This window comes from Kitasatospora sp. NPDC002522 (assembly GCF_053595195.1).
Genome location: NZ_JBSFXE010000017.1, coordinates 39,947 through 53,094, shown reverse-complemented (window position 1 = coordinate 53,094; position 13,148 = coordinate 39,947). Strand labels below are relative to the sequence as shown.

The following is a 13,148-nucleotide window of genomic DNA, read 5'->3' as shown; positions in this document are numbered from 1 at the left end:
CGTGCCGCAGAACCTGATCAACCGTCAGACCGCCGATGAGGAGGCCGCCCCGACCGGGGCGGCCCCCGCCCCCCGGCGCCGCCGCCTCAAGCTGGGCAAGGGCAGCCTGCCGTACGTGCTGCTGTTCCCGGCGCTCGCCGCCGAGCTGCTCATCCACATCGTGCCGATGCTGACCGGCATCGTGATGAGTTTCAAGCAGCTCACCCAGTTCTTCATCCGCGACTGGTCCGCCGCCCCGTGGGCGGGCTTCGACAACTACCAGGTGGCGCTGAAGTTCGACGCCCCGGTCGGCAAGGCCCTGCTCGCCTCGTTCTGGACGACCTGCCTGTTCACCGTCCTCTCGGTCGGCCTGTCCTGGCTGGTCGGCATGGCCGCCTCGATCTTCACCCAGGACGCCTTCCGCGGCCGCGGGCTGCTGCGCGCGGCGTTCATGCTGCCGTACGCGCTGCCGGTGTTCGCGGCGGTGATCACCTGGTCGTTCATGTTCCAGCGGGACACCGGCCTGATCAACCACGTGCTGCACGACCAGCTGCACCTGACCAGCGACAAGCCGTTCTGGCTGATCGGCGACAACAGCTTCTGGGCGCTGCTGACCGTGTCGGTCTGGAAGGGCTGGCCCTTCGCCTTCCTCAGCCTGACCGCCGGGCTGCAGAACATCCCGCGCGAGCTCTACGAGGCCGCCGCGATCGACGGCGCCGGGGTGTGGCAGCAGATCCGCCGGATCACCCTGCCCTCGCTGCGCCCGGTCAACCAGGTGCTCGTGCTGGTCCTGTTCCTGTGGACCTTCAACGACTTCAACACCCCGTTCGTGCTGTTCGGGAAGGCCGCCCCGGCCGCCGCCGACCTGATCTCGATCCACATCTACCAGTCCTCCTTCATCACCTGGAACTTCGGCCAGGGCTCGGCCATGTCGGTCCTGCTGCTGCTGTTCCTGCTGCTGGTGACGGTGGTCTACCTGGCCGTCACCAACCGCCGCAGGGACGCCGAATGATCAACCCGCCCGCCTCCTTCCGCTGGCTGCGCCGGATCGTGCTGCTGGTGCTCACCGTCTTCACGCTCACCCCGGTCGCGGTGATGCTGAGCTCCTCGCTCAAGCCGCTGCAGGACGTCCAGGGCCCCTGGCGGTGGATCCCCAGCAAGCTGACGCTCCGTCCGTACGTGGACATCTGGAGCACCGTCCCGCTGGCCAAGTACTTCACCAACTCGCTGATCGTCGCGGGCAGCGCCACCGGCCTGTCCGTGGTGATCGCGCTGCTGGCCGGCTACGCCGTCAGCCGCTACCGCTTCCGCGGCAAGAAGATCTTCACGGTGACGGTGCTCTCCACCCAGATGTTCCCGGGCATCCTGTTCCTGCTGCCGCTGTTCCTGATCTTCGTCAACATCGGGAACACCACCGGCATCGCGCTGTACGGCAGCCGCGGCGGACTGATCCTCACCTACCTGACCTTCTCGCTGCCGTTCTCCATCTGGATGCTCGCCGGGTACCTCGACTCGATCCCGCGCGACCTCGACGAGGCCGCCTCGGTCGACGGCTGCGGCCCGATCCGCACCCTGGTGCAGATCGTCGTCCCGGCCGCGCTGCCCGGCATCATCGCGGTCGCGGTGTACGCCTTCATGACCGCGTGGGGCGAGGTGCTCTTCGCCTCCGTGATGACCAACGACCAGACCCGCACGCTGGCCGTCGGCCTCCAGGGCTACGCCACCCAGACGGACGTCTACTGGAACCAGGTGATGGCCGCCTCACTGGTCGTCAGCCTCCCGGTCGTCGCCGGATTCCTGCTGCTGCAGCGCTACCTGGTGGCCGGCCTGACCGCCGGAGCCGTCAAGTGACGGACCGTCAGGCCCGCCCGCTCACCCTCGAAAGGACCACCGTGAACCCCCTCGACGCGCTGCCGGCCAACTTCCGCTGGGGCGCCGCCACCGCCGCCTACCAGATCGAGGGCGCCGCGAGCACCGACGGCCGCGCCCCGTCGATCTGGGACACCTTCTCGCACACCCCGGGCAAGGTCGCGGGCGGGGACACCGGCGACGTGGCCTGCGACCACTACCACCGCTGGCCGCAGGACCTCGACCTGGCCGCCGGCCTCGGCCTGGACGCCTACCGCTTCTCCATCGCCTGGCCCCGTGTGGTGCCGCTGGCCGACGGCAAGGTCAACGCGGCGGGCCTGGACTTCTACGACCGCCTGGTCGACGGCATGCTGGAGCGCGGCCTCACGCCCTTCCCGACCCTGTACCACTGGGACCTCCCGCAGGCCCAGCAGGACCGTGGCGGCTGGCCCGAGCGCGCTACCGCCGAGCGCTTCGCCGAGTACGCCGCCGTGGTCGCCGAGCGGCTCGGCGACCGGGTCCGCGACTGGTGCACCCTCAACGAGCCGCTCTGCTCCTCCTGGATCGGCCACCTCGAAGGCGCGATGGCGCCCGGCCTCACCGACCTGACCGCCGCCGTCCGCACCTCCTACCACCTGCACCTCGGCCACGGCCTCGCCGTGCAGGCGCTGCGCGCGGCCGTGCCCGGCGCCCGGATCGGCATCGTCAACAACCTCTCCACCATCGAGCCGGCCTCGCAGTCCGAGGCCGACCTGGAGGCCGCCCGGCGCGCCGACGGCCACATCAACCGCTGGTGGCTCGACCCGGTCCTCGGCCGCGGCTACCCGCAGGACATGGTCGACCTGTACGGCGTCGAACTCCCGGTCCGCGACGGCGACCTGGAGCTGATCTCGGCCCCGCTCGACTGGGTCGGCCTGAACTACTACTTCCGGCAGATCGTCGCCGCCGACCCCAACGGCGGCGTCCCCGGCTTCGTCCAGGTGCCCGGCCCCAACCCGGAGCGCACCGCGATGGACTGGGAGGTGCACGCCCCCGGCATCGAGGAACTGCTGCTGCGCCTCACCGAGGAGTACGGCGTCCGCGAGCTCTACGTCACCGAGAACGGCTCCGCCTACCGCGACACCGTCACCGCCGACGGCCGGGTCGACGACCCCGAGCGCACCGCCTACCTGGAGGGCCACCTGGCCGCCTGCGCCCGCGCCGTCGCCAAGGGCGCCCCGCTGGCCGGGTACTTCGCCTGGTCGCTGCTGGACAACTTCGAGTGGGCGTACGGCTACGACAAGCGCTTCGGCCTGGTCCACGTCGACTACCCCACCCAGACCCGCACCGTGAAGGCCAGCGGGCAGCGCTACGCGCAGCTCATCTCCGCGCACCGCGCCCGGGCCTAGCGGCCCGCGACCCGGCGCGGCACCCCCCACCTCGTCGCGCCGCCCACCGCGTGCCGCCCCCTGACTGCCCGGCAGCTGTCGGGCCCCCACCACAAGGGAGCAACGCAGAATGAACCACCCCACCGGAGAGCGCGGCCGCCTCGGCCGTGCGGCCGTCGCCCTGGCGGCGCTGGTCGCCGCCCTCGCCGTCCCGGCCACCCAGGCCGGGGCGGCGGGGACGGAGACGGCGCTCGGCCGCACCGGCTGGACCGCCACCTCCAACACCCCCTCCTCGACCGGCGACGCCCCGGCGCACGCCGTCGACGCCGACACCGGCAGCCGGTTCAGCTCCGACACCGCGATGACCGCCGGCATGTGGCTGCAGCTCGACCTCGGCTCGGCGCAGTCCTTCAACCAGCTGACGATGGACTCCGGCGGCTACCCGGGCGACTACGCCCACGGCTACCAGGTCGAGGTCTCCGGCGACGGCACGAACTTCACCACCGTCGACACCGAGACCGCCGCGGCCAACCCGGTCACCGCCACCTTCCCGGCCCAGCACGCCCGCTACGTCCGGATCGAGCTGACCACCGGGGTCAGCCCCAACTGGTGGTCGATCGTCGACCTCAACCTCTACACCGACGGCACCACCGGCACCGACCCCGGCACCGGCACCCCGCCGCCGCCCACCGGCGGCGCGCTCGGCGACAACGTGATCGTCTTCGACCCGGGCATGGCGCAGTCCGCCATCCAGTCCCGGCTGGACGCGCTCGCCAACCAGCAGGGCGCCAACGAGTTCGGCGCCCAGCGCTACGCGCTGCTGTTCAAGCCCGGCACCTACGGCACCGCCGCCGCCCCGCTGAACTTCTCCCTGGGCTTCTACGAGACCGTCGCCGGCCTCGGCCGCAACCCCGGCGACGTGGTGATCAACGGCAGCGTCGACGTCTACAACCAGTGCACCGGCGGCGACCAGAGCCAGTGCTACGCCACCACCAACTTCTGGCGCTCGCTCAGCAACCTCACCGTCAACGTGGCCGGAAAGTCCGGCTGCTACAACGGCGCCGACTTCTGGGCCGTCTCCCAGGCCGCCCCGCTGCGCCGGGTGCGCGTCAACGGCAAGCTGACGCTGATGGACTACTGCACCGGCTCCCCGGCGTGGGCCAGCGGCGGCTTCATCGCCGACTCGCAGGAGACCGGCGGCGGCATCACCAACGGCTCGCAGCAGCAGTACTTCGCCCGCAACACCAGCATGGACAGCTGGAGCAACGGCGTGTGGAACCAGGTCTTCTGCGGCTCCCCGGGCGCCCCGGCGCAGTCCTTCGCCGCGAACTCCGGCCTGTCCGGTGGCCCCAACCCGTACACCACGCTGGCCACCTGCCCGGTGACCCGCGAGGCCCCGTACCTGTACCTGGACGCCGCCGGCGCCTACCAGGTCTTCGTCCCCGACACCCGGACCGACTCCACCGGCCCGACCTGGCTGAACGGCGCCACCCCCGGCACCTCGCTGCCGCTCAGCAGCTTCTACGTGGTCCAGCCCGGCACCGGCGCCGACACCGTCAACGCGGCCCTGAACGCCGGTGACAACCTGCTGTTCGCCCCCGGCGTGCACCGGTTCGCCACCGCGCTGAACGTCACCCGCGCCGACACCAAGATCCTCGGCCTGGGCATGGCCACCCTCGTCCCGACCAACGGCAACACCGTGATCACCACCGCGGACGTGGACGGCGTCGACCTCACCGGCCTGATCCTGGACGCCGGCCCGGTCCGCTCCCCGTACCTGCTGCGCGTCGGCACCCCCGGCTCGCACGTCTCCCACGCGGCCGACCCGTCCACCCTGCACGACGTGTTCGTCCGGGTCGGCGGCGCCACCGTCGGCAGCGTGGACACCGCGGTCGTCGTCAACAGCGACCACACGCTGATCGACGACGCGTGGATCTGGCGCGCCGACCACGGCGCCGGCGGCGGCTCCTGGACCAGCGACCAGTCCGACACCGGCATCACCGTGAACGGCGACCACGTGGTGGCCCTCGGCCTGGCCGTCGAGCACTTCCAGAAGACCGAGGCGAACTGGCTCGGCCAGGACGGCAAGCTGGTCTTCTTCCAGAACGAGAACCCGTACGAGGTCCCCAACCAGGCTTCCTGGATGGCCAGTTCGACCCAGAAGGGCTACCCGGCGCTGGCCGTCGGCCCCGCCGTCACCAGCTTCCAGGGCTGGGGCCTCGGCAGTTACTCCTACTTCAGCCAGGGCGTGGACATCCACAACTCCACGGCCTTCCAGGCGCCCAACGCGCCGGGCGTGCACCTGCACGACCTGCTGACGGTGTTCCTGAACGGCTCCGGCGGCATCGACTCCGTCGTCAACGGCGTCGGCGCCCCCGTCAGCCCGACCTTCGGCGGCCCGTCCGACGTGGTCAGCTACCCCTGACCGACGCACCACCCCGACCGCCCCGGGAGCACCCTCCGCTCCCGGGGCCCCGGATTCTCGCGGATCGCCCCGACGGTCCGTGAGCTTCCGCTGTCCGGTAGCGGACAGGTCCGCCGTGCCCGGGCGCTGGAAGGATGGAACGAGCCCCACCGGTTCGCCCTCCGCACAGGAGTACCCCCATGGCCCTGCCCGACGGCTCGCTCAGCCACCGCTACCGCGGCGAGCACCCCGTCCGCACCCTGCTCTTCCTCTTCCGCCCCGACCGCGCCCGGGTGTTCGGCGCGATCGGGGTCTTCCTCGCCAAGCACGCCCCGGTCTGGCTGCTGCCGCTGATCACCGCCAACATCGTCGACGTGGTGGTGAAGCACCGGGACATATCGGTGCTGTGGTGGAACTCGGCGGTCCTGCTGGTGATCCTGCTGCTCAACCTGCCGCTGCACCTGCTGTACGTGCACTGGATGCACGGCTCGATCCGCCGCACGGGCACCCGGCTGCGCTCGGCGCTCTGCCACCGGATGCAGCAGCTGTCCATCGGCTACCACTCCCGGGTCAGCGCCGGCGTGCTGCAGGCCAAGGTGATCCGCGACGTGGAGGGCATCGAGACCGCCTCCCAGCAGACCGCCGACAACGGCCTGGCCGCGATCGCCACGCTCTCCGGCGGACTCGTCGTGATCGGCTGGCAGACCCCCGCCTTCCTGCCGGTCTTCGTGGTGCTGGTCCCGGCCAGCGCGCTGCTGGTGGTGCGGCTGCGCGAGCGGCTGCGCACCCAGAACGAGTCGTTCCGCCGCGAGGTGGAGCAACTCTCCTCCCGGATCGGCGAGATGACCACGCTGATCCCGATCACCCGGGCCCACGGCCTGGAGCGCACCGCGCTGCGCCGGGTCGACCGGACGCTCGGCCGGGTGCTGGACGCGGGCCTGCGCCTGGACCTGCTGAACGGCCGGTTCGGCTCGCTCGCCTGGATCCTGCTGAACGCGCTCGGCGTGGGCTGCCTGGCCGGCTCCGCCCTGGTCGCCTACTACGGCTGGATGGACGTCACCCCGGGCGCCGTGGTGATGCTCAGCGCCTACTTCTCCACCCTGACCGGCTCGGTCACCACGCTGCTCACCCTGACCCCGCAGCTCGGCAAGGGCCTGGCCTCGGTCCGCTCGGTCGGCGAGGTGCTGCAGGCCCCCGACCTCGAGGAGAACTCCGGCAAGGCGGAGGTCGGCGCGGTCACCGGCCGGATCGACTTCCGGGGCGTCGGCCACCGCTACCCCGGCGCCGACGCCGCGTCGGTCGACGGCTTCGACCTGACGGTGCGGCCCGGCGAGACCATCGCCCTGGTCGGCGCGTCCGGCGCGGGCAAGTCGACCGTGCTCAACCTGGTGATCGGCTTCCTGCGGCCCACCGAGGGCCGGATCCTGCTCGACGGGCGGGACATGGAGGAGCTGGACCTGCGCTCCTACCGGAAGTTCCTGTCGGTCGTCCCGCAGGAGTCGATCCTGTTCGAGGGCAGCATCCGGGAGAACGTCACCTACGGGCTGAAGGACGTGCCCGAGGAGACCGTGCTGGCCGCGCTGCGCGACGCCAACGCGCTGGAGTTCATCGAGCGGCTCCCGGACGGCCTGGACACCGTGGTCGGCGAGCGCGGCGCCCGGCTCTCCGGCGGCCAGAAGCAGCGCCTGGCGATCGCCCGGGCACTGATCCGCGACCCGCGGATCCTGATCCTGGACGAGGCGACCTCGGCCCTGGACTCCCGCTCCGAGGCGCTGGTCCAGCAGGCGCTGGCCCGCCTGGTGCGCGGCCGCACCGTCTTCGTGGTCGCCCACCGGCTGTCCACCATCCGCGGCGCCGACCGGATCGTGGTCATGCACGACGGCCGGATCGCCGAGGTCGGCTCGCACGCCGACCTGCTGCGCGCCGGCGGCCCCTACGCCGGACTCCAGTCCGCGCAGCTCGCCTGACGGACCGTCCGCCCGCCCGGACCCGCCCACCCGCGGGTCTCACCCCACGACGGAAGAGGACCCCCACCGCATGGCCATCGACCACGATCCGCTGACCGGCAAGCTGGTACGCCTGCGCGAGCTGCGGGAGACCGACCTGCCGCTGCTCACCGCCTGGTGGCGCGAACCCGGACTGGCGATCCAGCAGGTCACCGGCCCCGTCCACCCCCAGCCGGACGGGCGGCTCGCCGAGATGTTCCGGTCCTGGAGCCAGAACACCGGCACCGACCTCGGCCTCGCGGTGGAGACCCTCGACTCCGGCCTGCTGGCCGGCCACGTCACCCTGTACGGCGCCACCCCGAAGGACCGCTGCGCCACCCTGGCGATCATCATCGGCCCGCCCTACCAGGACCGGGGCCTGGGCACCGACGTGCTGCGCACCACCATCGGCTACGGCTTCGAGGAGCTGGGCCTGCACCGGATCGAGCTGACCGTCAACAGCTACAACACCCGCGCGCTGGCCGCCTACCGCCGGGCCGGCTTCACCGAGGAGGGCCGCCGCCGGGAGGCGGTCTTCCGCGCGGGCAGCTGGCACGACCAGGTCCAGATGGGCGTGCTCAGCACCGAGTGGAAGGAGTAGCCGCCCCGGCGGTCGCCGCTCCCGGGCGCGCCGTGCCCGGGCCGGTGCGGCCACGCGGGGTAGCGTCGCCGCCATGGACGTAGTGATCGCAGGTGGACACGGCAAGATCGCGCTGCGCCTCTCGCGCCTGCTCGCGGCCCGCGGCGACACCGTCGGCGGCCTGATCCGCAACCCCGCCCAGGGCCCCGACCTGGAGGCGGTCGGAGCCCGGCCGATCGTCTGCGACCTGGAGCGGACCGACCCGGCGACCCTCGCCGCGCATCTCAAGGGCGCCGACGCGGTGGTCTTCGCCGCCGGGGCCGGCCCGGACAGCGGCGCCGCCCGCAAGGAGAGCGTCGACCGGGCCGGTGCGGTGCTGCTGGCGGACGCCGCCCAGCTCGCCGGGGCGCGCCGGTACCTGCTGGTCTCCTCGATGGGCCTGGACCGGATCGGCGACCCGGAGCTCACCCCCGAGTTCGACGCCTACCTGAAGGCCAAGTGGGCCGCGGAGGAAGCGATCAAGGACCGCCCGCTGGACTGGACGATCCTGCGGCCCGCCGCCCTCACCGACGCCCCCACCGACCGGCACGCCCACCTCGCCCCGCCGCCCAACCGTTTCGGCCAGGTCTCCCGCGACGAGGTCGCGCACACCCTGGTCCGGCTGCTCGACGACGCCACCACCGTCCACCAGACACTGGAACTCACCACCTGAGACCCGCTTGCCCGTCCCCCGCTCCGGCGCGATCGTGGGGGAGAGGTGAGTGCGATGGCCGAGATCGCCCTGCAGATCGACGTCGCGGCGGCCCGGGGCCGCCTGCTGGCGGCACTGGACACCCACGAGGGGCTGACGTCCTGGTGGACCACCGGCGTCGACCGGGAGGGCGAGGACCTGCTCCTCACCTTCCCGGACGCCCCCCAGCAGTTCCGACTGCGCCGCGAACGCGCCGACCTCGACCGGGTGGCCTGGCGCAGCGTCGGCGCCTTCCCGCCCACCTGGCAGGGCACCACCGTCACCTGGGACCTGTTCGACCACCCCGACGACCCCCGTCACACCCTGCTCCTGCTGCGCCACCTCGGCTGGCCGCCGGACGCGGCCCCCGCCGTCCCCGCCGTGGCCGGCACCTGGGCCGAGCTGATCGTCCGGCTCAAGGACTACGCCCAGAGCGGCAAGCCGCAGCCGTACTTCGTCCCCACCGGACACCCGCACCCGACGGTCCACGCCCCCGCCGACTGACCCGGGCATATCCCCTGGTCGTGGCCGCGGCCCGCTGGTAGCCTCCGCTGGCTCGCGGGCGTGTCCGACGCCCGCACCGGGAGGGAAGAGGTGGGAGCGGTGCCGCTCATCGCGGAGTTCGAACTGACGGACGCTCAGGTGCGGGAGGTGCTGGACCGGCCGGCCACCGGCCTGTTCAAGGGCCTGCAGCAGAAGCTGATGGAGAAGGTGCTGGCGTCGGCGTCCTTCCAGCTGACCGGGGCGAACGAGGTGGAGTTCTCCGAGGCGGGCATCAAGCACACCCGCAACGGGATCACCCGCGGCGTGGTGCCGTGGGTGGAGGTCGCGAGCGTGAACGAGCGGCCGAAGGCCTGGGTCGTGCAGTTCAAGCCGACCGGCGTGGCCCTGGTGCCGCGCACGACGGTCGCCGACGCGCAGGAGTTCACCGCCCGGCTGCGCGCGCTGGCCGGGGCGAAGTACAAGGTCCGCCCGCGCTGAACCCCGCGCCGTCCGGGCCGGGCCGCGCGCCCTCCGCGCGCCCTCCGCGCGCGCGACGCGCCGGATTCACGCGATAACCCGGTTCGCCCGGCCCGTTCGGGTGAGACTGGCGCCATGTTGGGACTTCCGGACCGCATCAAGGCGTACCTGTTCGACCTGGACGGGGTGTTGACCCAGACCGCGAAGGTGCACGCGGCGGCGTGGAAGGACATGTTCGACTCCTTCCTGCGCGCCGAGGCCGCCCGCGACGGCACCCCGTTCGTGCCCTTCGACCCGGTCGAGGACTACGACCGGTACGTCGACGGGCGGCCCCGGCTGGACGGCACCCGGCAGTTCCTGGCCTCCCGCGGGATCGACCTGCCCGAGGGCACCCCGCAGGACGCGCCGGGGACGCGGACCGTCAACGGGCTGTCCGGCGCCAAGAACGACACCGTGCTGCGGTTGATCCGCGAACAGGGCGTGCAGGCCTACCCCGGCTCGGTCGCCTACCTGCACCGGCTGCGCGACCTCGGCCTGCCGCGTGCCGTGGTGTCCTCCAGCGCCAACTGCCGGGACGTCCTGAGGGCCGCCGGCATCGACGACCTGTTCGAGGTGGTGGTGGACGGGCTGACCAGCGCCCGCGACCACCTGGCCGGCAAGCCAGCCCCCGACACCTTCCTGTCCGCCGCGCGGCAGCTGGGCGTGCCGCCCGAGCACGCCGCGGTCTTCGAGGACGCGCTGGCCGGCGTCGCGGCCGGCCGGGCCGGCGGCTTCGGCACCGTCGTCGGCGTCAACCGCACCGGCCAGGCCGCGGCGCTGCGCGAGCACGGCGCCGACCTGGTGGTCGACGACCTCGCCGAGCTGATCCCGACGGAGGAGGGCGCATGAGCCCCTCGGAGGCCTTCACCGTCGACCCGTGGGGGATCAGCGAACACGGCCTGGACCTGCCCGGGCAGGCTCGCGCCGAATCGGTGTTCGCGCTCTCCAACGGCCACATCGGCCTGCGCGGCAACCTCGACGAGGGCGAGCCGCACGGCCTGCCCGGCACCTACCTGAACGGCGTCTTCGAGCTGCGCCCGCTGCCGTACGCGGAGAGCGGCTACGGCTTCCCCGAGTCCGGGCAGAGCGTCATCAACGTCACCAACGGCAAGCTGATCCGGCTGCTGGTCGACGACGAGCCGTTCGACCTGCGCTACGGCGAACTCCGCAGCCACCAGCGCAGCCTGGACTTCCGCGACGGCATCCTGCGCCGCGAGGCCGAGTGGACCTCGCCGGCCGGCCGGACGGTGCGGGTCAGCTCGCAGCGGCTGGTGTCGCTGACCCAGCGGGCGGTCTGCGCGATCGAGTACACCGTGGAGGCGGTGGACGGCCCGGTGCGGATCGTGATCCAGTCCGAGCTGGTCGCCAACGAGCAACTCCCCGGCCACGCCGGGGACGGCGACCCGCGCGCCGCGGCCGTGCTGGAGGCCCCGCTGGCGGCCGAACTCCGGCACGCCGACGGGACCAAGGGCGTCCTGGTGCACCGCACCCGGTTCAGCGGCCTGCGGGTGGCCGCCGGGATCGACCACGTGATCGAGGGCCAGGAGCGGATCGACACCGCCGCCGAGTCCTCCGAGGACCAGGCCCGGGTCACCGCCACCACGGTGCTGAACGCCGGTCAGAAACTGCGCCTGGTCAAGTTCATCGCCTACGGCTGGTCGGCGACCCGCTCGCTGCCCGCCGTCCGCGACCAGGTCGAGGCCGCGCTGACCGCCGCCCGCTACACCGGCTGGGACGGCCTGGTCGCCGAGCAGAAGGAGTACCTCGGCCGGTTCTGGACCGACAACGACATCGAGATCGAGGGCGACGTCGAACTCCAGCAGGCCGTCCGCTTCGCGCTGTTCCACGTGCTGCAGGCGGGTGCCCGCAGCGAGGAGCGGGCGATCCCCGCCAAGGGCCTCACCGGGCCCGGCTACGACGGCCACTCGTTCTGGGACACCGAGACCTTCGTGCTGCCCGTCCTCACCTACTGCCTGCCCGACGCCGTCAAGCAGGCCCTGCGCTGGCGGCACACCACGCTCCCGATGGCCCGCGAGCGCGCCGCCCAACTCGGCCTGGCCGGCGCGGTGTTCCCCTGGCGGACGATCCGCGGCGAGGAGTGCTCCGGCTACTGGCCGGCCGGCACCGCGGCCTTCCACATCGGCGCCGACATCGCGGACGCCGCGGTCCGCTACGTCCGGGCCACCGGCGACCTCGAGTTCGAGCGCGGCCACGGCCTGGAACTGCTGGTGGAGACCGCCCGGATGTGGCGCTCGCTCGGCCACCACGACGCCAAGGGCAACTTCCGGATCGAGGGCGTCACCGGCCCCGACGAGTACAGCGCGGTCGCCGACAACAACGTCTTCACCAACCTGATGGCCCAGGCCAACCTGTGGAACGCCGCCGCCACCGCCCTGCGCCACCAGCGCGAGGCCGCCGCCCTCGGCGTCGACACCGAGGAGGCCGCCGCCTGGCGCGACGCCGCCGACAAGATGTACGTCCCCTACGACTCCCAGCTCGGCGTCCACCCGCAGGCCGACGGCTTCACCGACCACCAGCAGTGGGACTTCGAGGCCACCCCGCCGGACAAGTACCCGCTGCTGCTGCACTACCCGTACTTCGACCTGTACCGCAAGCAGGTCGTCAAGCAGGCCGACCTGGTGCTCGCCATGCAGCTGCGCGGCGACGCCTTCACCCCCGAGCAGAAGGCCCGCAACTTCGCCTACTACGAGCGCCTGACGGTCCGCGACTCCTCGCTCTCCGCCTGCACCCAGGCGGTGATCGCCGCCGAGGTCGGCCAGCTCGACCTGGCCTACGACTACACCGCCGAAGCCGCCCTGATGGACCTGCACGACCTCGGCGGCAACACCCGTGACGGCCTGCACATGGCCTCGCTGGCCGGCGCCATCATCGCCCTGGTGGCCGGCTTCGGCGGCCTGCGCGACCACAGCGGGCAGCTCGCCTTCCGCCCCCGGCTGCCCGCCGGACTCCAGCGGCTGTGCTTCTCCATGACCGTCCGCGACCACCTGCTGCGGGTCGACATCACCCACGCCGCCACCACCTACACGCTGCGCCGCGGCAGCGTGCTGCCGGTGCTGCACGACGACGAGACGCTGCGGGTGGAATCCGGCAAACCGGTGACCCGGCCGACCGCCAAGGTCGAGGCCCCCGCCGAGCGCCCCAGCCAGCCCCCGGGCCGGGAACCGGCCCGCCGGCACGGCCAGGCCGGCGTCCAGGGCGGCACCGTCGACCATCTGCCGGCCGAGTGATAAGACGC

At 72.5% G+C, this 13,148-nt stretch carries 11 protein-coding genes; all 11 read left to right on the top strand.

What is annotated here, in order from left to right; genetic code table 11:
* Window position 1: 1 nt before the first annotated feature.
* The 11 genes from ACWD4U_RS16765 (at window position 2) to ACWD4U_RS16715 (ending at window position 13,140) form a co-directional block, all read left to right on the top strand.
* Window positions 2–991, top strand: coding sequence for a carbohydrate ABC transporter permease (locus ACWD4U_RS16765; protein ID WP_449787212.1), 990 nt, complete (start codon window positions 2–4; stop codon window positions 989–991).
* Window positions 988–1,830, top strand: a complete 843-nt coding sequence (locus tag ACWD4U_RS16760; RefSeq protein WP_363459450.1) for a carbohydrate ABC transporter permease — start codon at window positions 988–990, stop codon at window positions 1,828–1,830. The genes ACWD4U_RS16765 and ACWD4U_RS16760 overlap by 4 nt, the downstream gene beginning before the upstream one ends.
* 41 nt (window positions 1,831–1,871) lie before the next feature.
* On the top strand, window positions 1,872–3,215 hold the full coding sequence (locus ACWD4U_RS16755; RefSeq protein WP_363459528.1) for a GH1 family beta-glucosidase: 1,344 nt from the start codon (window positions 1,872–1,874) through the stop codon (window positions 3,213–3,215).
* A gap of 109 nt (window positions 3,216–3,324) precedes the next feature.
* On the top strand, window positions 3,325–5,619 hold the full coding sequence (locus tag ACWD4U_RS16750; RefSeq protein WP_363459451.1) for a discoidin domain-containing protein: 2,295 nt from the start codon (window positions 3,325–3,327) through the stop codon (window positions 5,617–5,619).
* Window positions 5,620–5,798: 179 nt separating this feature from the next.
* Window positions 5,799–7,565: an ABC transporter ATP-binding protein gene (locus ACWD4U_RS16745; protein WP_363459452.1), complete on the top strand. Its 1,767-nt coding sequence runs from the start codon at window positions 5,799–5,801 to the stop codon at window positions 7,563–7,565.
* Between the two features lie 70 nt (window positions 7,566–7,635).
* Window positions 7,636–8,184 (top strand): GNAT family N-acetyltransferase, encoded by a 549-nt coding sequence (locus tag ACWD4U_RS16740; RefSeq protein WP_363459454.1) that lies wholly within the window; start codon window positions 7,636–7,638, stop codon window positions 8,182–8,184.
* 73 nt (window positions 8,185–8,257) lie between these two features.
* On the top strand, window positions 8,258–8,875 hold the full coding sequence (locus ACWD4U_RS16735) for an SDR family oxidoreductase (RefSeq protein ID WP_363459456.1): 618 nt from the start codon (window positions 8,258–8,260) through the stop codon (window positions 8,873–8,875).
* Window positions 8,876–8,929: 54 nt separating this feature from the next.
* On the top strand, window positions 8,930–9,397 hold the full coding sequence (locus ACWD4U_RS16730; protein ID WP_363459458.1) for an SRPBCC domain-containing protein: 468 nt from the start codon (window positions 8,930–8,932) through the stop codon (window positions 9,395–9,397).
* 99 nt (window positions 9,398–9,496) lie between these two features.
* The gene (locus tag ACWD4U_RS16725; RefSeq protein ID WP_363459459.1) at window positions 9,497–9,874 is read left to right on the top strand and encodes a hypothetical protein; all 378 of its coding nucleotides are present in this window, start codon (window positions 9,497–9,499) and stop codon (window positions 9,872–9,874) included.
* 114 nt (window positions 9,875–9,988) lie between these two features.
* The gene (locus ACWD4U_RS16720) at window positions 9,989–10,741 is read left to right on the top strand and encodes an HAD family hydrolase (RefSeq protein WP_363459461.1); all 753 of its coding nucleotides are present in this window, start codon (window positions 9,989–9,991) and stop codon (window positions 10,739–10,741) included.
* Window positions 10,738–13,140, top strand: a complete 2,403-nt coding sequence (locus ACWD4U_RS16715; RefSeq protein ID WP_363459463.1) for a glycoside hydrolase family 65 protein — start codon at window positions 10,738–10,740, stop codon at window positions 13,138–13,140. The genes ACWD4U_RS16720 and ACWD4U_RS16715 overlap by 4 nt, the downstream gene beginning before the upstream one ends.
* Window positions 13,141–13,148 lie beyond the last annotated feature (8 nt).